Source organism: Enterobacter ludwigii (genome assembly GCA_023023105.1).
Taxonomy (GTDB): Bacteria; Pseudomonadota; Gammaproteobacteria; order Enterobacterales; family Enterobacteriaceae; genus Enterobacter; species Enterobacter adelaidei.
The window spans coordinates 197804-223128 of the sequence record CP083824.1 but is presented as its reverse complement, the minus strand read 5'-3'; the positions used below and the strand labels follow the sequence as shown (position 1 = coordinate 223128).

Genomic DNA, 25325 nt, shown 5'->3' with positions numbered 1-25325 from the left:
CTGGTGCCGGGGGTTAACCCGGCACCAGTGACCTGTTTGAGCGAGAATTACTCGTCTTCCAGTTCGATGTTGATACCCAGCGAACGAATCTCTTTCAACAGTACGTTGAAGGATTCTGGCATGCCCGGTTCCATCTGATGGTTGCCGTCCACGATGTTTTTATACATCTTGGTACGACCGTTCACGTCATCAGACTTAACGGTGAGCATTTCCTGCAGGGTGTATGCCGCGCCGTATGCTTCCAGCGCCCACACTTCCATCTCCCCGAAGCGCTGACCACCGAACTGTGCCTTACCACCCAGCGGCTGCTGAGTAACCAGGCTGTAAGAACCGGTAGAACGAGCGTGCATTTTGTCGTCGACCAGGTGGTTCAGTTTCAGCATGTACATGTAACCTACGGTTACCGGACGCTCGAACTGTTCACCGGTACGGCCGTCAAACAGCGTAATCTGACCAGACGTTGGCAGACCACCCAGTTGCAGCAGCTCTTTAATTTCAGCTTCTTTTGCACCGTCGAATACCGGCGTTGCAATTGGCATACCTTTGCGCAGGTTCTCTGCCAGACGCAGCACTTCTTCATCGCTGAAGGTGTTCAGGTCGACTTTCTGACGCACATCGGTACCCAGATCGTAGGCACGCTGGATGAACTCGCGCAGTTTCGCGACTTCCTGCTGCTGTTTCAGCATGGCGTTAATCTTGTCGCCAATACCTTTTGCAGCCATACCCAGGTGGGTTTCCAGAATCTGACCGATGTTCATACGAGACGGTACGCCCAGTGGGTTCAGTACGATATCTACCGGCGTACCGTTAGCATCGTGCGGCATATCTTCGATCGGGTTGATCTTAGAGATAACACCCTTGTTACCGTGACGACCTGCCATCTTATCACCAGGCTGGATCTGACGTTTAACAGCCAGATATACCTTAACAATCTTCAGCACGCCTGGTGCCAGATCGTCGCCCTGAGTGATTTTACGGCGTTTCGCTTCGAGTTTTTTCTCGAACTCGTGTTTCAGTTCGTCATACTGCTCAGCCAGTTGTTCCAGCTGATTTTGTTTCTCTTCGTCGGTCAGGCCCAGTTCCAGCCAGCGATCGCGTGGCAGTTTGTCGAGCTTCTCAGCTTCAACGCCACCGGCAACCAGCACCGCATAAATACGGCTGAACAGACCTGCTTCGAGGATCTGCAGTTCTTCAGACAGGTCTTTCTTAGCCTGTTTGAGCTGCATCTCTTCGATTTCCAGCGCACGCTTATCTTTTTCAACGCCATCACGAGTGAAGACCTGAACGTCGATAACCGTACCGGAAACACCGTTTGGTACGCGCAGAGAAGAGTCTTTAACGTCAGACGCTTTCTCACCGAAGATTGCACGCAGCAGTTTCTCTTCTGGCGTCAGCTGGGTTTCACCTTTCGGCGTTACCTTACCAACCAGAATGTCGCCGCCGGTCACTTCCGCACCGATGTAAACAATACCGGATTCATCCAGTTTAGAGAGCGCAGCTTCACCCACGTTAGGGATGTCAGCGGTGATCTCTTCTGGCCCCAGCTTGGTGTCACGGGACACACATGCCAGTTCCTGAATGTGGATGGTGGTGAAACGATCTTCCTGAACCACACGCTCGGAGACGAGGATGGAGTCTTCGAAGTTGTAACCGTTCCACGGCATGAACGCTACGCGCATGTTCTGACCGAGCGCCAGTTCACCGAGGTCGGTGGACGGACCGTCTGCCAGCACGTCGCCGCGCTCAACTGGCTCACCCAGAGATACGCAAGGCATCTGGTTGATACAGGTGTTCTGGTTAGAACGGGTGTATTTGGTCAGGTTATAAATGTCGATACCTGCTTCACCCGGGTACATCTCGTCTTCGTTAACTTTGATAACGATACGAGAGGCATCCACGTACTGAACAGTACCGCCACGTTTAGCAACTGCAGTAACACCGGAGTCAACGGCAACAGCACGTTCCATACCGGTACCAACCAGCGGCTTATCAGCGCGCAGAGTCGGAACGGCCTGACGTTGCATGTTCGCACCCATCAATGCACGGTTGGCGTCATCGTGTTCCAGGAACGGGATCAGGGACGCACCGACGGATACCACCTGTTGGGTGGATACGTCCATGTAGTCAACCTGGTCGCGGCTGAACAAGCTGGATTCGCCTTTGCTACGGCAGGTAACCAGATCTTCTACAAAGTGGCCTTCGTCATCCAGGTTGGAGTTCGCCTGAGCGATAACGTAGTTACCTTCTTCGATAGCAGACAGGTAATGAATCTCGTCGGTTACAACACCGTCGGTCACTTTACGATACGGGGTCTCGAGGAAACCGTATTCGTTTGTCTGTGCGTACACGGACAGGGAGTTGATCAGACCGATGTTTGGACCTTCAGGCGTTTCGATTGGACATACGCGACCATAGTGAGTCGGGTGTACGTCTCGAACTTCGAAGCCTGCGCGTTCACGGGTCAGACCGCCTGGGCCGAGTGCAGAGATACGACGCTTGTGCGTGATCTCAGACAGCGGGTTGTTCTGGTCCATGAACTGAGACAGCTGGCTGGAACCGAAGAACTCTTTCACTGCTGCAGAGATCGGCTTGGCGTTGATCATATCCTGAGGCATCAGGGTATCCAGATCGCCCAGAGACAGACGCTCTTTCACCGCACGCTCTACACGTACCAGGCCAACGCGGAACTGGTTTTCCGCCATTTCGCCAACGGAACGGATACGACGGTTGCCGAGGTGGTCGATATCATCCACTTCGCCTTTACCGTTACGGATATCGATGAGCTTCTTCATCACTTCGATGATGTCGTCTTTGCTCAGGATACCGGAACCTTCGATCTCATCACGCAGCAGAGAACGGTTGAACTTCATACGACCAACCGCGGACAGATCGTAGCGGTCTTCGGAGAAGAACAGGTTCTCGAACAGGCTTTCAGCCGCTTCGCGAGTTGGTGGCTCACCAGGACGCATCATGCGGTAGATTTCAACCAGCGCACTCAGACGATCGGTCGTTGGGTCGACGCGGATAGTCTCAGAGATGTATGGACCATGGTCCAGATCGTTGGTGAACAGCGTTTCGATACGTTTGTGGCCAGACTGGCTCAGCTTAGCCAGCAGATCCAGGCTCAGCTCCATGTTCGCCGGGCAGATCAGCTCGCCAGTTGATTCATCAACGTAATCTTTCGCGGCTACTTTTCCTGCAATGTATTCAACTGGAACTTCGATGTGTTTGATATCATCTTTTTCCAGCTGGCGGATGTGGCGCGCGGTGATACGGCGACCTTTTTCCACATACACTTTGCCGTCGGCTTCGATGTCGAACGACGCGGTCTCACCACGCAGACGTTCCGGCACCAGCTCCATCTGCAGCTTGTTGTCGCGGATTTCAAAGATCACTTTCTCAAAGAACAGGTCCAGGATCTGCTCAGTGGTATATTGCAGCGCACGCAGAATGATGGTTGCAGGCAGTTTACGACGACGGTCGATACGGACAAACAGGTTGTCTTTTGGATCGAACTCGAAGTCCAGCCATGAACCACGGTAAGGAATGATGCGCGCGTTATACAGTACTTTACCGGAAGAGTGTGTTTTACCTTTATCGCTGTCGAAGAAGACGCCCGGGCTACGATGCAGCTGGGAAACGATAACACGCTCAGTACCGTTGATGACGAAAGTACCGTTGTCTGTCATGAGTGGAATTTCACCCATGTAGACTTCTTGTTCTTTAATGTCTTTTACGGTGCCTTCTGGCGCTTCGCGCTCATAGATCACCAGACGCAGTTTTACGCGCAGCGGTGCGGAATAGGTCACGCCACGGATCTGACATTCCTGAACGTCAAACACCGGCTCGCCAAGGCGATAGCTGACGTACTGCAGCTCGGAATTACCGCTGTAGCTCTGAATCGGGAACACGGAACGGAAGGCTGCTTCCAGACCGTACTGCCCTTCAGGATCTTGCTCGATAAACTTCTGGAACGAGTCAAGCTGGATAGAAAGGAGATATGGAATGTCCAGAACTTGTGGACGTTTACCAAAATCCTTACGAATACGTTTTTTCTCGGTATAGGAGTAAACCATAGGGTTCCTCAGCTCGCTGACAAGTCGACCCATCTGTCCGACGAAGGGACAGTTTGTGCAACACCATTTTGTGGACCGGAAAATCGAATACTTTCCGCAATACCTGTTGCTATCACGCTTAAACCATTTCGTTGCGATTTACACAGAGCGAGCACCCTGTCGCAATATATTAAGTCGTCGATAGAAACAAGCATTGTCAGGACAACCAGCAGTCAAACAGTGTGAAATGCTACTGATGCCTTACAGCGCAAAAAGGCTGGTGACTAAAAAGTCACCAGCCATCAGCCTAATTACTTAGGCTGCAACCAGAAAAGTTGGCTTATTTAACTTCAACTTCAGCGCCAGCTTCTTCCAGAGATTTTTTCAGTGCTTCTGCGTCGTCTTTGCTCACGCCTTCTTTCAGCGCAGCTGGAGCAGATTCTACCAGGTCTTTAGCTTCTTTCAGACCCAGGCCAGTTGCGCCACGTACTGCTTTGATAACAGCAACTTTGTTAGCGCCTGCAGCTTTCAGAATTACGTCGAATTCAGTTTTTTCTTCAGCAGCGTCAGCAGCTGGGCCAGCAGCAACAGCTACAGCGGCAGCAGCAGAAACACCGAATTTTTCTTCCATTGCAGAAATCAGTTCTACAACGTCCATTACGGACATAGCTGCAACTGCTTCAATGATTTGATCTTTAGTGATAGACATTTAAATTGTTCCTGAAAATCAGAATAAGTTTATACGTAAGCAAATGCTTTATAAAGACAACTGCGATTAAGCAGCTTCTTTCGCATCGCGAACAGCAGCCAGAGTGCGAACCAGTTTGCCAGCCGAAGCTTCTTTCATGGTTGCCATCAGGCGTGCAATTGCTTCTTCGTAGGTCGGCAGGGTTGCCAGGCGATCGATTTGCGATGCCGGGATCAACTCACCTTCAAAGGCTGCAGCTTTGACCTCAAATTTTGCATTCGCTTTCGCGAACTCTTTGAACAGACGAGCAGCAGCGCCCGGGTGTTCCATAGAGTATGCAATCAGGGTCGGACCAACAAACGTGTCTTTCAGGCACTCGAATGGAGTACCTTCAACTACGCGACGCAGCAGGGTGTTACGAACAACACGCATGTATACGCCAGCTTCACGACCTGCTTTACGCAGTTCAGTCATTTTGTCTACAGTAACGCCACGGGAATCCGCAACTACTGCAGACAGCGCGCCTTTGGCTACTTCGCTGACTTCAGCAACAATCGCTTGTTTGTCTTGAAGATTTAAAGCCATTAGCTTTGCTCCTGGATGTTTGCCGGAACTCATGTTCCGGAACTCACTTCACTCGACCCAACGGGAAGAGCGTCTAAATACGGTGAGCAGAAACAAGCCAGAGTATTCAAAAAATAATCTTAGCGTTCTGTCACCGTCTACGCAGGGGATTAAGTCTCTTACGAAACACCTGCGGTCTTCGACGGAGGCCTGGATAGGCCAGGCTCCAACGAACAAATCTTTTAGCCGCTAACTTTCGTTAGCAAACGTGGGGGTAAGATTGTAGACAAAATCACCGCCCACGTAAAGGCATTAGTTTGCAGCAGCGCTCAGGCCAGCCTGGTCAACTGCAACACCTGCACCCATGGTGGTGGAGATGCTAACTTTCTTGATGTACACGCCTTTCGCCTGAGTTGGTTTTGCTTTTTTCAGCGCAACCAGCAGAGCTTCCAGGTTTTCTTTCAGTTTGTCAGCGTCGAAGTCCACTTTACCGATGGTGGTGTGGATGATGCCGTTTTTGTCGTTACGATAACGAACCTGACCTGCTTTAGCGTTCTTAACCGCTTCAGCAACGTTAGGAGTAACGGTACCCACTTTCGGGTTTGGCATCAGGCCGCGTGGACCCAGAACCTGGCCCAACTGGCCAACAACGCGCATTGCATCTGGAGATGCGATAACAACGTCGAAGTTCATTTCGCCTTTCTTGATCTGGTCAGCCAGATCTTCCATACCTACCAGTTCAGCGCCAGCAGCTTTAGCAGCTTCTGCGTTTGCACCCTGAGTAAATACAGCTACGCGAACGGAACGGCCAGTACCGTGTGGCAGTACAGTTGCACCACGAACGTTCTGATCAGATTTACGAGCATCGATGCCCAGGTTAACAGCAACGTCAACGCTTTCAACGAACTTAGCGGTAGCCAGTTCTTTCAGCAGAGCGATAGCTTCGTTGATGTCGTACTGTTTGGTCGCATCAACTTTGTCACGGATCACGGACATGCGCTTGGTCAGTTTAGCCATTTCTTAGTCCTCCACTACCAGGCCCATGGAACGTGCAGTACCTTCGATGGAGCGAGTCATCGCTTCAATGTCGGCACCAGTCATGTCGGCAGCTTTGGTCTGCGCGATTTCCTGCAGCTGAGCGCGGGAAATTTTACCCACTTTGTCTTTGTTCGGTTTACCGGAACCAGACTTGATACCAGCCGCTTTCTTCAGCAGAACTGCTGCTGGAGGGGTTTTGGTAACGAAAGTGAAAGAACGGTCAGCGTAAACAGTGATTACGACTGGGATTGGCAGACCTTTTTCCAGGGATTCAGTTTTTGCGTTGAACGCTTTACAGAATTCCATGATGTTCACACCCTGCTGACCCAGAGCTGGACCAACTGGTGGACTTGGGTTCGCCATACCAGCTGCAACCTGCAGCTTGACGTAGGCTTGTACTTTCTTAGCCATTCTAAAATCCTCTGATTGGGTAATAACGCCTCAGCGAGGCTCCCCGTGAATAAAATTCGTTTTACGGGCCGTTGCCCATAAAAACAAAAGGCGCGAAATTGTATTCCAATCTCGCGCCCTGTGCAACGATTAAATCGTCGCTTTTTTGATCGCTGCTTAGGCTTTTTCGACCTGGGCAAAGTCCAGTTCTACCGGGGTCGCACGACCGAAGATAGAAACAGAGACTTTCAGGCGGGACTTCTCGTAGTCCACTTCTTCAACCACACCATTAAAGTCAGCAAATGGACCGTCATTAACACGAACCATTTCACCCGGTTCAAACAGCGTTTTCGGACGCGGCTTATCACCCACCTGCTGCAGGCGGTTCATAATCGCATCAACTTCTTTGTCGCTGATTGGCGCCGGACGGTCAGATGTGCCGCCGATAAAGCCCATCACACGCGGTACGCTGCGCACAAGGTGCCAGCTCGCGTCGTTCATAACCATCTGAACCAGCACGTAACCCGGGAAGAATTTACGCTCGCTTTTGCGACGTTGGCCGCCACGGATCTCGACCACTTCTTCGGTCGGAACCATAACTTCGCCAAATAACTCTTCCATGTTGTGTAATTTGATATGCTCACGCAGCGACGTTGCTACGCGGCCTTCAAAACCGGAAAACGCCTGAACGACGTACCAGCGCTTTTTAGGGGCTTCAGACATCTCAGAACCTCAGGCCAGTGATAAAGGATACCAGGCGAACCAGAATACCATCCAGTCCCCACAGGATCAGTGACATTACAGCGGTAACCGCCGCTACAATCAGCGTGGTGTGCAATGTTTCCTGGCGAGTCGGCCAAATTACCTTGCGGACTTCGGTACGCGCTTCGCGAGCAAAAGCGACAGTCGCTTTGCCTTTCGTCGTCAACAGCGCGACACCACCCGCTGCAGCAATCAGAATTACCACTGCAAGCGCACGTAGCGGCAGCATAATGTCACGATAAAGGTAGTTGCCAACAATCGCTACGATCAGCAGAACGGCTACCACTACCCATTTCATCGCTTCCAGGCCGCGCCCGCTCCCTTGAGCTTCGGTATTCGCACTCATAAACCAACCTGTCAGAAGTATTCTACAAACATTTTCACCCCGCGATCGCGAGGCAAACCAAATCGAAATGCTAATTCGCTTTTCGAATTATACGCTCTCTGCAGAGCCTGTCTCAGCAATGATTATGACAAAAATAATCACTGATGAGCCAGGTTCTGACGTGAAAGCGTGCAAAAAGGGCATCAAATGATGCCCTTTTATTGCGCATTGCGTCAAATGTTATCAGCAATTAGCCGAGAACTTTAGCAACCACGCCCGCGCCAACGGTACGGCCGCCTTCACGGATTGCGAAACGCAGGCCGTCGTCCATCGCGATTGGGTGGATCAGAGTCACAACCATCTTGATGTTGTCGCCTGGCATTACCATCTCTACGCCTTCTGGCAGTTCGATGGTACCGGTCACGTCAGTAGTACGGAAGTAGAACTGTGGACGGTAGCCTTTGAAGAACGGAGTATGACGGCCGCCTTCGTCTTTGGACAGAATGTACACTTCAGATTCGAACTTGGTGTGTGGCTTGATTGAGCCTGGCTTCGCCAGAACCTGACCACGTTCGATTTCTTCACGTTTGATACCACGCAGCAGAACACCAACGTTCTCACCAGCACGGCCTTCGTCCAGCAGTTTGCGGAACATTTCAACGCCAGTACAGGTAGACTTCGCAGTCTCTTTGATACCAACGATTTCAACTTCTTCACCAACTTTGATGATACCGCGCTCTACACGACCGGTAACAACGGTACCACGACCGGAGATGGAGAATACGTCTTCGATTGGCAGCAGGAATGGCTTGTCAATCGCACGCTCTGGTTCTGGGATGTAAGAATCCAGGAAGCCAGCCAGTTCGATGATTTTCGCTTCCCACTCTGCGTCGCCTTCCAGCGCTTTCAGAGCAGAACCACGAACGATTGGGGTATCGTCGCCTGGGAAATCGTACTGAGACAGCAGTTCACGAACTTCCATCTCTACCAGTTCCAGCAGCTCTTCGTCATCAACCATGTCGCACTTGTTCAGGAACACGATGATGTAAGGAACGCCTACCTGGCGACCCAGCAGGATGTGCTCACGGGTCTGAGGCATTGGGCCGTCAGTCGCAGCAACAACCAGGATCGCGCCGTCCATCTGCGCAGCACCGGTGATCATGTTTTTAACATAGTCGGCGTGGCCTGGGCAGTCTACGTGTGCGTAGTGGCGAGTCGGGGTGTCGTACTCAACGTGAGAGGTGTTGATGGTGATACCACGAGCTTTTTCTTCTGGTGCGTTATCGATCTGGTCGAATGCGCGAGCAGAACCACCGTAGGTTTTTGCCAGAACGGTAGTGATTGCAGCGGTCAGCGTTGTTTTACCATGGTCAACGTGGCCGATAGTACCGACGTTAACGTGCGGTTTTGTACGTTCAAACTTTTCTTTAGACATCGATTGTCCCTCTAAGACACGGATAAATCGGTGATATCACCACATCAACCAGGCGAAATGCCTGAATTGTTGAATACAGTAAAATTGAAACAGAGAGAAACGGGAAGGAGAAGTGAAGTGGTGCTGATACCCAGAGTCGAACTGGGGACCTCACCCTTACCAAGGGTGCGCTCTACCAACTGAGCCATATCAGCACGTATTGGAGCGGGCAGCGGGAATCGAACCCGCATCATCAGCTTGGAAGGCTGAGGTAATAGCCATTATACGATGCCCGCATCCTGAAACTCGGCTACCCAGTTCTTTCTGTAACAAAAAAAGAGATTTCTCTCTTTTTAAGTTTGAGCTGGTTAATTTTTCCAACCAGCTCCGGCGGCATTAACGCTGCCAGAAAGTGGTGGTGGGGGAAGGATTCGAACCTTCGAAGTCTGTGACGGCAGATTTACAGTCTGCTCCCTTTGGCCGCTCGGGAACCCCACCGGACTTGATGGTGCCGACTACCGGAATCGAACTGGTGACCTACTGATTACAAGTCAGTTGCTCTACCTACTGAGCTAAGTCGGCATCAAGTAGCGCGCATTCTATGGATACCTGCGCAGTCATGCAACTAAAAATTTGCATAAAACGTTCTTTCGCTCACATTTTATGCGAACAGCGTGCTGAACGCTGTAAAAGTAGTCATTCGAGGTCAAATATTCAACATATCACGCTGATTTGCACGGTATACACCGTAGCGTGACGGCTTACGCGTAACGCAGCGCTTTCCATCTTTTTTCTTATTATTCCTGTCATCTGGTGTTAACCTCCTGCCCATTGTCCAAAATTAACTGTGTGATGAGCCATGATCCGGCAGTATTGTGCTGGCTCACTGAAGCATGCTTATGAGCAAAAAAGAGCAATCGTTAATGACACCTTATCTTCATTTTAACCGCAGCCAGTGGGCTGCCCTGCGTGATTCCGTCCCTATGACGCTGACGGAAGGTGAAATCGCACGGTTAAAAGGGATAAACGAAGACCTGTCCCTGGAAGAGGTCGCAGAAATATATCTCCCCCTCTCTCGCTTGCTTAACTTCTATATAAGTTCCAACCTGCGCCGTCAGGCGGTGCTGGAACAGTTCCTCGGGACGAATGGTCAACGCATTCCTTATATCATTAGTATTGCGGGTAGCGTGGCCGTGGGTAAAAGCACGACTGCGCGTGTCCTGCAGGCGCTGCTGAGCCGCTGGCCGGAGCACCGCAGCGTGGAGCTGATCACCACCGATGGCTTCCTGCATCCAAACGAAGTACTAAAAGAACGCGGGCTGATGAAGAAGAAAGGCTTCCCGCTCTCTTATGATATGCACCGTCTGGTGAAATTTGTTTCTGACCTGAAATCGGGCGTGCCTCACGTGACTGCGCCGGTGTATTCACACCTGATCTACGATCGCATCCCGGACGGAGATAAAACGGTGGTCCAGCCGGATATCCTGATTCTGGAAGGGCTGAACGTTCTGCAAAGCGGAATGGACTATCCTCACGATCCGCATCATGTGTTTGTCTCCGATTTTGTCGATTTCTCTATTTATGTCGATGCGCCGGAAGATTTACTCCAGAACTGGTATATCAACCGCTTCCTGAAGTTCCGTGAGGGGGCATTCACTGATCCGGACTCCTATTTCCATCACTACGCCCAGCTTTCTGAAGAAGAAGCGGTTAATGTGGCAAGAGGGCTGTGGAACGAGATCAACTACGTGAACCTGAAAGAGAACATCCTGCCAACGCGCGAGCGTGCGAGCTTAATCCTCACCAAGAGCGAGAAGCACGCTGTCGACCAGATTCGCTTGCGGAAATAATAGCGCAGAGATAAAAAAACCGGCTTAACGCCGGTTTTTTTGTTTTAAGCATGTGGCTTTTCGCCATTTTCATCCTGATCGACTGCAAAGCAGGCGACCAGTTGACCACCATAATCCTTCAGCTGTGGCTGGAGCTGGGTGCAAGGACCGAAGCGACGACTGCAGCGGGCGTTGAATGCACACCCCGGAGGCGGATTCAGCGGGCTTGGCAACTCGCCCGTCAGCTTAATACGCTCACGACGATCGTCCGGGTTCAGACGCGGCGTCGCGGAAAGCAGTGCCTGGGTATACGGGTGACGAGGATTATTAAAGATCTGATCTTTCGTCCCCTTCTCCACGCAACGCCCCAGATACATCACCATCACTTCATCAGCAATGTGCTCCACCACTGAAAGGTCGTGCGAGATGAACACGTAAGAGAGCCCAAGTTCCTGCTGCAAGTCCATCATCAGGTTCAGCACCTGCGCGCGGACGGAAACATCGAGTGCCGAAACCGGTTCATCGGCAATCACCACATCCGGGTCGAGCATCAGACCACGTGCAATAGCGATACGCTGACGCTGTCCACCGGAGAACATATGCGGGTAGCGGTCGTAATGTTCAGTTTTCAGGCCAACTTTCGCCATCATCGCCAGCGCTTTTTCCCGACGCTGCTCTTTGCTCAGATTGCTGTTAATCAGCAACGGCTCTTCCAGGATCTGTCCCACTTTTTTACGCGGGTTCAAAGAGCCATACGGGTTCTGGAACACAATCTGGATTTTCTGGCGACGCAGTTTCTGTGCCTGCGGATCATGCTTGAGCAGATCTTGCCCCTGATAGTAAAGCTCACCACCGGTTGGCGTTTCAATCATCGTCAGCAGACGGCCCAGCGTCGATTTACCGCAGCCCGACTCCCCGACCACCGCCAGCGTTTTACCGCGTTCGAGGGTAAAGGAGACGCCATCCAGCGCTTTCACCAGGCGCTCAGGGGCAAAAATCCCCTTCTTCACCGGGTAGTGTTTTTTCAGGTCGATGGCCTGCAACAGCGGTTGTTGCGTGGTGGCCTGTTGCGTACTCATAGTGTTGGCCTCCCGGCATCATCGAGTGGGTAGTGGCATTTCGACTGACGACCGTCAGCCAGCTGGTTCAGCTCTGGCTCTTCTGCCCGGCATTTGTCCGTCGCATACGGGCAGCGCGGATTGAGCAGACAGCCCTGCGGACGGTCAAATTTACCCGGCACCACGCCCGGCAGTGACGCCAGCCGCGCTTTGTCCTGGGCAAACTCCGGCAGTGCACGTAGCAGAGCCTGAGTATACGGATGACGCGGCGCGCGGAAGATATCGTGCGAACTTCCGGTCTCCACCACCTGGCCGGCATACATCACGATGATTTTGTGCGCCGCTTCGGCCACCAGCGCCAGGTCGTGCGTAATCAGCACCAGCGCCATATTCTCTTTCTGCTGCAGTTCCAGCAGCAGCTCGATGATTTGCGCCTGAATGGTTACATCCAGCGCGGTCGTCGGTTCATCCGCGATCAGCAGTTTTGGCCTACAGGCAATCGCCATCGCGATCATCACGCGCTGGCTCATGCCGCCAGAGAGCTGATGCGGATAAACGTCCAGACGCGATGCCGGGTCAGGAATCCCGACCTGGTTCAGCAGATCGATCGCGCGCTGACGACGGGTTTTCTTGTTCCCGCCCTGATGCACCTTAATCGCTTCCATAATCTGGAAACCGACGGTATAGCACGGGTTCAGGCTGGTCATTGGATCCTGGAAAATCATCGCCACTTCCGCGCCCACCAGCTGGCGGCGCTGTTTTTCGGAAATACGCTTCAGATCCTGACCGTTGAACTGCAGGTTTTCCGCCATTACGCGGCCTGGGTAATCAATCAGCCCCATAATTGCCAGCGAGCTTACCGACTTACCGGAACCTGACTCCCCTACGATGCCAACCACTTCGCCCTGATTTACGCTGTAGCTGATGCGGTCCACGGCGCGAAACGGGGTGCCTTCATCGCCGAAGTGCACCGATAATTTATCTACATTTAATAACGCCATCTCGTGCCTCTTACTGCTTCAGTTTGGGATCAAGTGCATCACGCAGACCATCACCCATCAGGTTAAATGCCAGCACCGTCAGCAGAATCGCCAGACCCGGGAAGGTGACGACCCACCAGGCGCTTTGTGCGAACTGCAACACGTCGGAGAGCATAGTGCCCCACTCCGGTGTTGGCGGCTGCGCACCCATGCCCAGGAAGCCAAGAGCGGCCATATCAAGAATGGCGTTAGAGAAACCGAGCGACGCCTGAACAATCAGCGGCGCAAGGCAGTTAGGGAAGATATTGACGAACATCTGACGCATAGCGCCTGCACCCGCCACGCGAGACGCCGTGACGTAATCACGGTTCACTTCCACCAGCACCGCCGCACGCGTTAAACGTACGTAGTGAGGAAGCGCCACGAAGGTCAATGCAAGCGCAGCGTTACCAATCGACGGACCGAAGATCGCCACCAGCACCAGTGCCAGCAACAGGCTTGGCAGAGCCAGCATAATATCGACGATACGCATGATGATGTTATCAACGATACCACCGAAGTAACCGGCAACCAGACCCAGTACAATCCCCATGATCAGGGAAAGCACCACCACCAGGCAGCCGACCAGCAGCGACAGACGTGCACCGTACATCAGACGCGACAACACGTCACGACCCACATCATCGGTACCTAACAGGTGCGCCAGGCTACCACCGTCCTGCCACGCAGGAGGTGCTAGCAGAGCATCACGGAATTGATCCGCCGGGTTATACGGTGCCAGGACGTTCGCAAACACCGCAATCAGGATCATGATAGAGACATAGACCAGCCCCACTACCGCGCCTTTGTTGCGCTTGAAGTAGTGCCAGAATTCCTGCAGCGGCGTCATTGGAACCGGTGCAGCAACCACTTTATTTTCAGAAAGTTGTGACATGATGGCCCCTTACTTCTTATGACGAATACGCGGGTTCACCACGCCGTACAGCAAATCGACCAGCAGGTTAACGAGGATAATCATCGTCGCAACCAGCAGCACACCGCCCTGCACGACCGGATAGTCACGGCGTTGCAGCGCGTCAATCAGCCAACGCCCCAGGCCTGGCCAGGAGAAGATGGTTTCGGTCAGGATCGCACCTGCCAGCAACGTACCCACCTGCAGACCGATAACGGTCACCACCGGCAGCATGGCGTTACGCAGCGCATGAACGATGATGACACGCATACGCGTCAGGCCTTTGGCGCGCGCGGTGCGGATATAATCCTCACCCAGTACTTCCAGCATGGATGAACGGGTCATACGCACAATCACCGCCAGAGGAATCGTACCGAGCACCATTGCAGGCAGGATCATGTGCGCGACAGCATCAATGAAGTTGCCCTCTTCGCCCCAGATAGCCGTATCAATCAGCATAAAGCCGGTCAACGGGTTGGAATCATCGAGGAAGACCATATCACTGACGCGCCCGGAGACCGGCGTCAGGTTAAGCTGCACCGATACCAGCATAATCAGCATCATGCCCCACCAGAAGATAGGCATGGAATAGCCGGTCAGCGCCAGGCCCACAGCAGTATGGTCAAAAATAGAGCCACGTTTAACCGCAGCCAGGACTCCAACAGGAATACCCACCGCAGTGGCGAAAATCATGGCGCAGACACCAAGTTCGAGTGTCGCTTTGAAACGCGGCACGAACTCATCCCACACCGGAAGACGGCTTTTCAGCGAAATACCCAAATCACCGTGCAACACGCCCCAGATATAGTTGAGGTACTGCTGCCACAGCGGCTTGTTCAGACCAAGCTCAGCCAGCAGCTGTGCATGGCGCTCAGGGGAAATACCACGCTCGCCCGCCATAATCATTACCGGGTCGCCGGGGATCATATGGACGAAGGCAAAAGTGAGAAGGGTGATACCGATAAACGTGGGGATAACAAGTCCCAGACGTCGGAGGATGAACTGCAACATAACCCGGATTCTCTCTGATGACGCACGACCAATGGCGTGACGTCTGTATTGCTCACAAATGTAAATTCCCTCTCCCGTCGGGAGAGGGTTAGGGTGAGGGGATGCATGCACGTCCCTCACCCCTGCCCTCTCCCGGGGGAGAGGGAGAACACCCTACTTATTATTCAACCGATACGTTTTCGAAGTGGTGTTTGCCCAGTGGATCAACCACGTAGCCCTTCACTTCTTTACGCACTGGCTCGTAAACGGTGGAGTGAGCAACAATCAGCGCCGGAGCCTGATCGTGCATAACAACCTGAGCCTGCTTGTACAGTTCAATACGTTTGTTGTGATCGTCGGTCGCACGCGCCGGCTGGATCAGGTCTTCAAACGGCTTGTAGCACCAGCGAGAGTAGTTGGAACCGTCTTTCGCAGCAGCACAGCTGAACAGGGTGGCGAAGAAGTTGTCCGGATCCCCGTTATCACCGGTCCAGCCCATCATTACCGCCTGGTGCTCACCCGCTTTGGCGCGCTTCAGGTACTCGCCCCACTCGTAGGTCACAATCTTGGCCTGTACGCCAATCTTCGCCCAGTCAGCCTGAACCATTTCCGCCATACGGCGTGCGTTCGGGTTATACGGACGCTGTACCGGCATCGCCCACAGTTCAACGGTAAAGCCTTTATCCTGGCCTGCTTCTTTCAGCAGTGCTTTCGCTTTCTCAGGATCGTAGCTGTAGTCTTTAACGTCGTCGTTGTAGCCCCACATTGTTGGTGGGATCAGGTTCTTAGCGGCTACGCCTGCGCCCTGGTAAACGGCTTTGATGATCGCTTCTTTGTTCACCGCGTAAGTCAGCGCCTGACGCACTTTCACATCATCAAACGGTTTCTTCTCGGTGTTAAAGGAGAGATAGCCCACGTTCAGGCCAGCCTGCTCCAGCAGGTTGATATTCTTATCCTGCTTCATGCGAGCGATATCAGCCGGGTTCGGGTATGGCATAACCTGGCATTCGTTTTTCTGCAGTTTTGCATAACGCACAGACGCATCAGGCGTGATGGAGAACACCAGACGGTCGATCTGAGGTTTCGTACCCCAGTAGCCCGGGAACGCTTTATACAGGATGCGAGAATCTTTCTGGTACTGCAGCAGCTGGAATGGGCCGGTACCGATTGGATCCAGGTCCACTTTTTCCGGCGTACCGGCTTTCAGCATGTTATCTGCATATTCTTTAGACAGAATAGACGCGAAGTCCATCGCCAGGTCAGCCAGGAATGGCGCTTCCGGGCGAGTCAGCACGAACTGCACGGTTTTATCGTCAACTTTTTTCACTTCAGAGATCAGATCTGGCAGCCCCATCCCTTCGAAGTATTCATAGCTGCCGCCAGACACTTTGTGGTACGGGTTCTGAGCGTTTTTCTGACGGTCGAAGGAGAACACCACGTCATCGGCGTTGAAGTCGCGCGTGGGTTTGAATTCTTTGCTGTCCTGCCACTTCACGCCCTGGCGCAGGTGGAAGGTATAGGTTTTACCGTCTTCGCTGACGTCCCACTTCTCAGCCAGACCAGGAACAACTTCCGTGGTACCGGTTTTGAATTCAACCAGACGGTTATAGATCGGTACAGAGCTTGCGTCGTAAGTCGTACCAGAGGTAAAGAGCTGTGGGTTAAAGCCTTCCGGCGAGCCTTCAGAACAGTAAACCAGGGTTTTTGCCTGTACGCTTGCTGCCACGGTCATCGCCACCAGGCTCAAACCAAGCTTCAGCATCCCTGACTTCTTCAAGGAAATACTCATTATTCTGCTCCAATGTGATGTTTTGCTTTGTTGTGTTACGCCGCCTGACCTTTATTTATTTTTTACCCGGTCCGGTCGGTGATGCCCTAAGGCGTTAAAGGGATGGAGAATCCTTTCAGAAGAGCGTTTGAGTTGCAGCGCAGATCGTCCCTGAAATGCCCCTCATGCCCTACAATCTGTCAACAGAATGTGAAAACGTCAATACAGGTGGCGGGGATTTACGCTGAGTGTGAGAAACCGCAAACAAAGATTAAAAAAACTATGCATGCCAGTTTTCAGCAGGGAAATTTATGCTACTCGCTATCTTGCAGCACAAATATCTTCATATTTCGCAACAATTAGTGATTAACTTTTATTCAGAATGGGTAAATTTTCTTACAGAATGGCGATTATCTGAGCACTAAATTCCACGAACGTTAAAACGCACAGCGAAAAATGCTGAGGTTATCCATAAGCAACGCGAAAAAAGATCAATCTATATATAAAAAAATACAATGGATTATGTCACAAAATCGTTAACAGGCAGGGAGAAGCAGGGATAAGAGGCGTTTTGGTTAGTCTGGCGGGTTAAGGCTCTAATGCAAAAAGGGCTAACCTTACGGTTAGCCCTTTTTTAGAATGTGGTCGGCGAGAGAGGATTCGAACCTCCGACCCACTGGTCCCAAACCAGTTGCGCTACCAAGCTGCGCTACTCGCCGAATGCGGAGCGCATCTTACTGCTGAGGTGCGCCCCCGTCAATCCCTTATTTTCAAAAAGCCATTCAACTGGCGATATTCTCGCCAGGCGAGCTACTGCGCGGCTTTGGAGGTGCGATCAGGGAGTTTGCACCAGTTGTTATTTTCGTTAATACCGCCATCTGGTGAGGTGTAACCCAGGCAACCTAAAATGGTGTCGTACAGCTCAACATGACGACGCGGTACCTTCATATCAGCTTCTTTCTTCAGTTGAGCAAACATCTTCGCTTTCTCCGGATCTTCCAGATACTTGTCAGACATCCACACAATCATTGGCACGCGGAACTGCTCCGGTGGAGCCATCTTACGTGGCGTACCGTGCAGGTGCTCGAACTCATTGATGGATTCACCGTGGTCAGCCGCATAGAACACAATCGCTTTCTTATCGCGGACCTGGTCAATCACCGAATCAATAAAGTGATCCACATACATCACCGAGTTGTCGTAGGAGTTAATCAGCTGCGCTTTAGAGCAGTCTTTATCCACGCCAACGCACTCCGGCGTCCATTTGGCAAAGCTGCGCGGGTAGCGCTGGGTGTAGTTAAAGTGCGACCCTTTAGTATGCAGAATGATCATATGCTTACCATCAGGATTTCCGTTCAGAGACAGTTTCATCTCGTCAATCAGCAGCATGTCATCGACAGGCTTGCCACGGTTACGCGCCTCCGCACCAATCTGCTCGCGATAAGAAATGTTCTGGGCCATGGTGTTGCTGTAGAACCACATCTCGCTCTGCATCGCATAGAGGTCAGACGTAAACCCAAGCTGATGCAGCACCGAGAAGACGTTTTGCTCTTTCAGGGTACGTTGTGGGTTATCGCTCGCCCCACCCTCGCGTACGAACATGCAGCGTAAGGAGAGCTTGGTGGCGGTGTCGCAGGAATAACCGCGATAGGCAATCAGGTTTTTCTCCTGTGCCATTTTTGGTGTGGTATCGCGGTCATAGCCAAGAATACCCATATGATCCCAGCGCGTAGTTTCCCCGATAATAAAGACGACATAGGTATCATCGATATCTTTTGGCGCGACATAAGTGAATTTCTTCGCCGGGTTAATCAACGATTTATTATCAGAAGACTCATCCACCTGCGCCCACGCGTATAACCCCAGCGCGGAGATCCAGTTAGACGGTAAATAAGAGTTGGCGACCACACCACCGTAGCTTGGCAGATCCACGCCAGAGGTACGCTCATCATATTTCTGTTTCACTTCCAGCAGACGAATAGGTCCCCAGACCATCAGACCGGCCAGCAGAACTATCGCCACGCTTCTGAAACGTTTTCCCGGCGTGCGGATCTGGTGAACCAGCGTATACCGGCAACGGTTACTCCAGATAAGGAGCAGCGGCAGGGCACTCACGGCCACCAGCCAGAGTACAAAATGCAGCCCAACCACTTCTTTAGAGAGATCGATGTCCGTGGTCATCACCGAGGCGATAATGCCGTAGCCAATGACAACGTTCATAAAGGTCATGTAATAGCTGGCCCCTGCCGAGCACAGCACGATAAACGTCGCCAGCACTCGCCAGACGCGACGGCCAAACAGCGTAAGAATACGGAATAAAAAGAAGGTGACCAGTACAGCAGCGACCAATTCGACAACCGCTGCAATTCCTTTCCAGACGGTAAAATCTTGCGCGTAACCGTCGAACCGACGGAAAAACACTGCGCCATTCATAAACAGGCCGATGTACAACGCCAGCAAAAAGCACAGCTTTTGTTGCGCCATCGATTTAATGTATTTCATGCAATCTACCCGGAAAAAGGGACAGTACAGCCGCCCACCTCAATATAAAAAGTGGACAGATTAGACATACGCTCAGGGGATCGTTCAATGAAACGACTACAAGCGTGGTAAGTAGACCACAGGGAAGGGAAAAAGTGGCAGCAGAGAGTGTGATCGGTACAGTTATTTACAAAAAAGCAGACCCAGAATCCGACAAATGCGTCTAAAGGCAGTATTGTTCGATAAGAAAAAGGCCGGATGACCGGCCTTTTTCTTCGTTGTCAGGCATGCGCTTCTTTAAAGACTTCCCGCTGCGGCTGTCGAATCGTCGTAGACAGCGCCAGCGAAATGATCAGCAAGGCGAAGATCACGCAGAAGGTCACATAGAACCCACCGAACAGTGAGGCAATCAGCGAACCGCAGATACTGCCGATCCCGAAGCCAAGATAAATAACACCGTAGTTTTTCGCGAGATTGTTAAGACCAAAGAATTCGCTCACCAGTGACGGGAAGACCGTAATGGTGCCACCGAAGTTGAACGCAACGCAGGCAATCGCCGCGAAGAAGGTCGCTTCATTCAGAGGTGCGAAAAGCAGCGCCGCCATGCCCACCAGCGAAACAACCTGGCCAATCGTAATCACACGGATACGGGCGATTTTGTCAGACAGAATACCCAGCACCAGACGCCCGGAAAGGTTGGCAATGGAGATCACGGTCACCGCATTCGCAGCCGTTGCCGCATCCAGTTTCACCATTCCCTGAGCGATATCTTTCGCCACACCGATGACGTACAAACCACTCATGCAGGCCGTCAGGAACATCACCGCCAGCATCCAGTACTGCGGTTTACGCATAGATTGCGCCAGGGTGAAATCGTTCTCCACCACACCGTTCACGGATTTAACCTCCTGCTGAGGCGCATCTTTCATCAGCGTAGCACCAAAGAGGATCATGACCAGAACGATAACCCCCCAGATCATGAAGGTTTTTTCGAGACCAACGGAAGCCAGCAGATGAGAATCGATAAATTTAAAACCGAGGCTGCCCAGGCCATAAGAACCGATGGCAAACGCAGAGATAAGGCCTTTACGTTCCGGGAACCACTTCACGCAGTTCGAGAGTGTCAACAGGTAACCTGCACCATCTGCCAGCCCCACCAGTACCCCGGCGCTCAACCACAGCATCATCAGGTTGCTGGAGTGTGCCGTCAGGAAAAAACCCACGCCCAGCAGAATGCCGGACGCCATGGTCACACGCTTCACACCAAAACGCTCCTGCAGCTTGCCCGCGACGGAAGACGAGAGCGCCAACCCGAGACTCAGTAGCCCAAAGGAGAATGCAACCTGGCTGACCGGTGCGCCGAGCTTATCGGAAAGTGCGCTGTTAAACAGGCTCCAGGTATAGACCGAACCCAACGCAAACTGGGTGACGATGGTACCAAAGAGCGTTAGCCAGCGCGTACGGTTATAAGTTGATGTGTTCATGGCAGTTGTCCTGCAAGAGAAATTAAGGAAGTTCGCTGAGGACAACGATAAACAAAACCTTAAAAGACCTGGGGTAAAACGGCATGAAATGCAGGAAGAATGGAATGAAATGCCTGGAATCAGGAATGAATGACCTTGTGGGGGAATGAAGCGATAGCGTGTTAGTACCTGCTATCGCTACAACCCCTATGGCTATTGTATTTGAGATGTTACCGTAACGTTTAAAAAAGTAACAACTCTAGAAATTCGCACTCACGCCCAGGGTGTACATAAATTCCTCACCTGTGGTGGCGCGTTCCCCTTGAGCGAGCGACGCATAGGCCGCTACATGCGTGTTAAACGGAATATCCGTACCGACCGTCACATCCATCCAGCTCCCGTTTTGTACCGGGGCTGGGGTTTGCGGCATGCCAAACTGAGATTTCCACTGGTTTTCACCAAACTGCTGGTTATAGCTGATCTGTGCCCACGGACGAAGATCGCCGTACTGGGTATTCACGCGCCAGCCCAGCGTGCTAACACTGGCATGCCAGAGCGGGTCAGTGACTGACTGTGTCGACGCGCTATCACCAAATTCGTTGATCATCATGGGAGCCGTGCCGTCGTACCGCCACGCCACGACAGGGCCGGTAGTGATATGCGCTGAAACGGGAAAATTCCAGCCCACGCTCATTGCCCCCTCTGTCGTACTGCCAGACGGTACATTCAGGGCAAGACCTGGCGCATTTTGTGAAGTCTGAATACGCTCAGCAAGAATATCCTCATAACGCGGTTGGTGATCCGCGTCCCATGTATAGCGTTCCGCCGTATTATTTTGGGCGTCTGAAACGATATATTCCTGTTGCCAGGCAGACGCTGTATTACAAAAAAACAGGCAGGCTGAAATTCCCACCAGGCCAGAAGCAGCATGGCGACCACTGATTTTTTTTATCATCATCAACGCGACCCCAGAGAGAGCCGAATTCGGCGATATTTGTCGTTATTCAGGAAGAGCTTATAGAGCATATGGCCCTGTATTAACTATTGTCTTTATAGTAAACACGTCAAGCCAGTCAGAACGAAATATTTGCAAAATCAGTATCAATAAGGGAGATGACGGATGGAACGTTGCGGTTGGGTAAGCCAGGATCAGCTGTATATCGACTATCACGACCAGGAATGGGGCGTGCCGGAGAAAGATGGTAAAAAACTCTTTGAGATGATCTGCCTGGAGGGTCAGCAGGCGGGTTTGTCGTGGATTACTGTGCTCAAGAAACGTGAAAACTACCGCAATGCCTTCCACCAGTTTGATCCTGTCGCCGTCGCCGCCATGACCGATGAGGACGTCGAAAGACTGGTGCTGGATGCCGGCATCATCCGCCATCGCGGTAAAATTCAGGCCATCATCGGCAATGCACGCGCCTGGCTGGCGATGGAACAAAACGGCGAATCATTCTCAGACTTTGTCTGGTCGTTTGTGAATAACGATCCGCAAATCACCCACGCCGCCACGCTGGCAGAGATCCCGGCATCGACGCCTGAATCAGATGCACTCTCTAAGGCCCTGAAAAAACGCGGTTTTAAATTTGTCGGCTCCACCATCTGCTACGCCTTTATGCAGGCCTGTGGCCTGGTCAACGACCACGTTACCGGCTGCTTCTGTCATCCGGGAGGCCATCATGATCCGCAAATGGCAAAATGAGAATACCGCGCCACTTCTGAGCCTATGGCTTGAAAGCACCACAGAAGCGCATCCGTTTATCGAGGCGAGTTACTGGAAAGAGAACGAGGCGATGGTGCGGGACGTTTACCTGCCTTCGGCTGAAACCTGGGTCTGGGAAAAGGATGGCGAACCCTGCGGATTTATCAGCGTGATGCAGTCTAAATTTGTCGGGGCACTGTTTGTTGCACCACCGTTCATCGGGAAAGGCATCGGGCAAGCGCTGCTGAACCATGTTCAACAGCACTTCCCGTATTTAAGCCTGGAGGTGTACCAGAAAAATGTCCGGGCGGTGAATTTCTACCATGCTCAGGGCTTTCGCATCGAAAACAGCGCCTGGCAGGATGACACCCAACATCCGACCTGGATCATGAGCTGGCAGGCGGATCAAACGCCGTTAAGGTAAGCTCGGGTCCCTCATACTTTTCGACCCATGCCAGTGCCGTATTCCCTGCACAACCATTCCCCAGCTTCGAGCTGGGGAGATCTTTGGTCAGTACGTTAACCGCCCCGTTTTTACAGATACCGCCTTCGGCCGGCTCAAGATCTGGCCATGCCCCCTGGTGAATGCACAGAACACCCGGTTTAATCCCGTCACTGACCACCGCACCGGCCAGGACCTGTCCCCGCTGGTTCCAGACGCGCACCACGTCACCGTCTACAATCCCACGGGCTTTGGCATCGAGGATATTCAACGTGATCGGTTCTCGCCCGGCAACCGCATACCGTTCGCGCAGCGAGGTATAGTTAAGCTGGCTGTGCAGGCGGTGCGCAGGATGGGCAGACAACACCTGGAGCTGCTCCGGCTGGGCATTACCGTGCCACTCGTCCGGCTCGAGCCACATAGGGTGTGGCGGGCAGTCGGCATACCCGAAGCTGGCGATGCGCTCGCTGTAGATCACGATCTTTCCGCTCTCGGTTTTCAGCGGGTGGCTCTCCGGGTCACGGCGGAAATCGGCAAAACGAACAAACTGCGCGTTCTGTTCACTCTCGGGCATCTCGAATATCTGGTTCGCTTCCCAGAATTCAGTAAACGGTGGGAGTGTCACACCCTGGGCGGCACCGCGCTGGCTGGCTATCTGGTAGAACGTCTCAAGCCACTGCAGATCGGTTTTACCTTCGGTAAAACGCTCGCGGCCACCTGCTTCCCACAGCTCGCTCAGTTCAGCAAACACCTCGAAATCATCGCGAGCTTCATCACGCGGGGACACAACGCGCTTCATTGGCACCATATGCTGGTTGCTGTAGTCACCGGTCATGGTGAGATCGTTACGCTCAAACGAGGTGGTTGCCGGGAGCACAATATCGGCGTGTTTGGCCGAACCTGTCCAGAAGCACTCTGAGATCACCACCAGCTCTGGTTTCTGCCAGGCGCGGATCAGGCGATGGGTATCCTGATGATGCGTGAAGTTCGACCCGCCCGCCCACCAGACAAATTTAATATCCGGGAAGTGACGGTCCAGCCCATTGTGCTGATAAAACCCCCCCGGGTTTTCCAGGGCTTCAACAATACGCGCCACCGGGATTTTATCCACGGCATCCACGCCGCCCTGCACCGAGCCTTGCAGAGACGCCAGCACCGCCGCTTTACGCGTTGGGTTACCGCCGTTCGCAAAGTGATAGGAGAGACCAAAACCCCCGCCCGGCGTGCCGATCTGCCCAAGCATTGCGGCAAGCGTCACCAGCATCCAGTGTTTCTGCTCGCCAAACTGCTGGCGCTGCATTCCCCAGCCGGACATTAACATCGTGGTATTTTTATGGAATAACGCCGCCAGTTCGCGGATTTTATCCGCAGTAACGCCGCAAATATTTGCCGCCCACTCTGCCGTTTTCGCTACCCCATCGGATTGGCCCGTCAGGTATTCAGCGAATTTATCGAAGCCAGTGGTACAACGCCTCAGGAATTCGCCATCGTGCCAGCCGTTTTCGACCAGCGTATGGGCGATACCCAGCATCATCGCCACGTCGGTGCCCATATGCGGGGCAATCCACTCGGCACTGTCGCCGAAGAAATCCATGGTTTCAGAGCGCATCGGGTCAATGCAGATGATGCGCTTGCCGCTTTTGCGCAGCGCGTCGAAATACCCAATACCCTGTTCGTCGCTGGCATTCCAGGCAATTTTCAATGTGTTGAGAGGGTTAGCGCTCCACAGCACCACCACGTCGGTATGCTCCAGCACCAGCGGCCAGCTGGTCTGTTGCTGATAAACTTCGTTTCCCCCCACCACGTACGGCATGATCGCCTGCGCCGCGCCGGTGGAGTAATCCCCCAGATGACCGGTATAGCCTCCCGCCAGGCTCATATAGCGCTGCAGCAGCGTCGAGGCCTTGTGCAGCACGCCGTTAGAACGCCAGCCGTAAGACCCGGCAAAAATGGACGACGGTCCCCAGGTATCGCGAATGCGCTTATGCTGGGCGTGAATCAACGCCAGCGCCTCATTCCAGCTCACGCGAACAAACTCATCCTGACCACGGATTCCCTGCGGTTTGTCCGGCGAGGCCAGAAAACCTTTACGCACCATCGGCCAGCGCACGCGCGTTTTGCTATGCACCTGATCGCGAACGGTGGTCTGTAACGAGTTGGGATGTTGGGTTGGCAATGCCCCGCGGGACGACAGAACATTTTCGCCATCGGTTTCGACCAGCATCGGCCCCCAGTGGGCGGCGGTCAGAATGGTTTTCGTTGAGGTGCTCAAGCGTGCGCTCCTGGTTGCGTGCAGGTTTACCGCCTTCTTGTTGAGGCAGTTTATGGTTTGTCACAAATTTCAGAGTAATACCCGGAATTTTCTCCGTATCTGGACGTCATAATCAACTGCCACGCTCGCCGTGGCAAAGAATAAAAAGGATT

20 protein-coding genes and 5 tRNA genes are annotated in these 25325 nt (G+C 52.7%); 3 read left to right on the top strand and 22 right to left on the bottom strand.

Annotated features, from left to right (window positions below; translation table 11 throughout):
• Nucleotides 1–47 precede the first annotated feature (47 nt).
• From rpoB to LCD46_00970, 12 genes are all read right to left on the bottom strand, one after another.
• Nucleotides 48–4076, bottom strand: a complete 4029-nt coding sequence (rpoB, locus tag LCD46_01025; protein UOY70964.1) for a DNA-directed RNA polymerase subunit beta — start codon at nt 4074–4076, stop codon at nt 48–50.
• A gap of 319 nt (nt 4077–4395) precedes the next feature.
• Nucleotides 4396–4764 carry a 50S ribosomal protein L7/L12 gene (gene rplL, locus LCD46_01020; GenBank protein UOY70963.1) on the bottom strand — a complete coding sequence of 123 codons (369 nt, stop codon included), beginning with the start codon at nt 4762–4764 and terminating at the stop codon, nt 4396–4398.
• A 66-nt stretch (nt 4765–4830) separates the two neighbouring features.
• Nucleotides 4831–5328, bottom strand: a complete 498-nt coding sequence (gene rplJ / locus LCD46_01015; GenBank protein UOY70962.1) for a 50S ribosomal protein L10 — start codon at nt 5326–5328, stop codon at nt 4831–4833.
• 291 nt (nt 5329–5619) lie between these two features.
• The gene (rplA, locus tag LCD46_01010) at nt 5620–6324 is read right to left on the bottom strand and encodes a 50S ribosomal protein L1 (GenBank protein UOY70961.1); all 705 of its coding nucleotides are present in this window, start codon (nt 6322–6324) and stop codon (nt 5620–5622) included.
• Nucleotides 6325–6327: 3 nt separating this feature from the next.
• Nucleotides 6328–6756 carry a 50S ribosomal protein L11 gene (gene rplK, locus LCD46_01005; GenBank protein UOY70960.1) on the bottom strand — a complete coding sequence of 143 codons (429 nt, stop codon included), beginning with the start codon at nt 6754–6756 and terminating at the stop codon, nt 6328–6330.
• Between the two features lie 156 nt (nt 6757–6912).
• Complete coding sequence (nusG, locus tag LCD46_01000) at nt 6913–7458, bottom strand: transcription termination/antitermination protein NusG (GenBank protein UOY70959.1); 546 nt, start codon at nt 7456–7458, stop codon at nt 6913–6915.
• Nucleotide 7459: 1 nt separating this feature from the next.
• Entirely contained in the window at nt 7460–7843 is a 384-nt protein-coding gene (gene secE, locus LCD46_00995; GenBank protein ID UOY70958.1) for a preprotein translocase subunit SecE, read from the bottom strand.
• A 229-nt stretch (nt 7844–8072) separates the two neighbouring features.
• Complete coding sequence (tuf, locus tag LCD46_00990; protein UOY70957.1) at nt 8073–9257, bottom strand: elongation factor Tu; 1185 nt, start codon at nt 9255–9257, stop codon at nt 8073–8075.
• A gap of 118 nt (nt 9258–9375) precedes the next feature.
• Nucleotides 9376–9451: transfer RNA gene (locus LCD46_00985), tRNA-Thr, on the bottom strand.
• A gap of 6 nt (nt 9452–9457) precedes the next feature.
• Nucleotides 9458–9532: transfer RNA gene (locus LCD46_00980), tRNA-Gly, on the bottom strand.
• Between the two features lie 117 nt (nt 9533–9649).
• Nucleotides 9650–9734 (bottom strand) — tRNA-Tyr (locus LCD46_00975).
• Nucleotides 9735–9742: 8 nt separating this feature from the next.
• Nucleotides 9743–9818 (bottom strand) — tRNA-Thr (locus LCD46_00970).
• Nucleotides 9819–10135: 317 nt separating this feature from the next.
• Between LCD46_00970 and coaA the strand changes: the two genes are divergently transcribed.
• Nucleotides 10136–11086 carry a type I pantothenate kinase gene (coaA, locus tag LCD46_00965; protein ID UOY70956.1) on the top strand — a complete coding sequence of 317 codons (951 nt, stop codon included), beginning with the start codon at nt 10136–10138 and terminating at the stop codon, nt 11084–11086.
• 44 nt (nt 11087–11130) lie between these two features.
• On the opposite strand, the gene dppF is transcribed toward coaA, so the two are convergent.
• The 9 genes from dppF to LCD46_00920 form a co-directional block, all read right to left on the bottom strand.
• Complete coding sequence (gene dppF / locus LCD46_00960; GenBank protein ID UOY70955.1) at nt 11131–12144, bottom strand: dipeptide ABC transporter ATP-binding subunit DppF; 1014 nt, start codon at nt 12142–12144, stop codon at nt 11131–11133.
• Nucleotides 12141–13124 (bottom strand): dipeptide ABC transporter ATP-binding protein, encoded by a 984-nt coding sequence (gene dppD / locus LCD46_00955; protein UOY70954.1) that lies wholly within the window; start codon nt 13122–13124, stop codon nt 12141–12143. Before dppD ends, dppF begins: the two co-directional genes overlap by 4 nt.
• Nucleotides 13125–13134: 10 nt before the next feature.
• Nucleotides 13135–14037, bottom strand: coding sequence for a dipeptide ABC transporter permease DppC (dppC, locus tag LCD46_00950; protein UOY70953.1), 903 nt, complete (start codon nt 14035–14037; stop codon nt 13135–13137).
• A gap of 9 nt (nt 14038–14046) precedes the next feature.
• Nucleotides 14047–15066, bottom strand: a complete 1020-nt coding sequence (dppB, locus tag LCD46_00945) for a dipeptide ABC transporter permease DppB (protein ID UOY70952.1) — start codon at nt 15064–15066, stop codon at nt 14047–14049.
• Nucleotides 15067–15226: 160 nt separating this feature from the next.
• Nucleotides 15227–16834, bottom strand: a complete 1608-nt coding sequence (locus LCD46_00940; protein UOY70951.1) for an ABC transporter substrate-binding protein — start codon at nt 16832–16834, stop codon at nt 15227–15229.
• A 621-nt stretch (nt 16835–17455) separates the two neighbouring features.
• Nucleotides 17456–17532: transfer RNA gene (locus LCD46_00935), tRNA-Pro, on the bottom strand.
• Between the two features lie 91 nt (nt 17533–17623).
• Nucleotides 17624–19315 carry a kdo(2)-lipid A phosphoethanolamine 7''-transferase gene (gene eptB, locus LCD46_00930; GenBank protein UOY70950.1) on the bottom strand — a complete coding sequence of 564 codons (1692 nt, stop codon included), beginning with the start codon at nt 19313–19315 and terminating at the stop codon, nt 17624–17626.
• A 260-nt stretch (nt 19316–19575) separates the two neighbouring features.
• Entirely contained in the window at nt 19576–20778 is a 1203-nt protein-coding gene (locus LCD46_00925; GenBank protein UOY70949.1) for an MFS transporter, read from the bottom strand.
• A gap of 238 nt (nt 20779–21016) precedes the next feature.
• A complete protein-coding gene (locus LCD46_00920) occupies nt 21017–21715 on the bottom strand; it encodes an autotransporter domain-containing protein (GenBank protein UOY70948.1) in 699 nt (232 codons plus the stop codon).
• A gap of 162 nt (nt 21716–21877) precedes the next feature.
• Between LCD46_00920 and tag the strand changes: the two genes are divergently transcribed.
• Together tag and LCD46_00910 are read left to right on the top strand one after the other, a co-directional pair.
• Nucleotides 21878–22459 (top strand): DNA-3-methyladenine glycosylase I, encoded by a 582-nt coding sequence (tag, locus tag LCD46_00915; protein ID UOY70947.1) that lies wholly within the window; start codon nt 21878–21880, stop codon nt 22457–22459.
• The gene (locus tag LCD46_00910) at nt 22437–22883 is read left to right on the top strand and encodes an N-acetyltransferase (protein ID UOY70946.1); all 447 of its coding nucleotides are present in this window, start codon (nt 22437–22439) and stop codon (nt 22881–22883) included. The genes tag and LCD46_00910 overlap by 23 nt, the downstream gene beginning before the upstream one ends.
• Here the strand turns inward: LCD46_00910 and LCD46_00905 are convergent.
• A complete protein-coding gene (locus LCD46_00905; protein ID UOY70945.1) occupies nt 22846–25173 on the bottom strand; it encodes a molybdopterin guanine dinucleotide-containing S/N-oxide reductase in 2328 nt (775 codons plus the stop codon). The genes LCD46_00910 and LCD46_00905 overlap by 38 nt on opposite strands.
• Nucleotides 25174–25325: the final 152 nt, after the last annotated feature.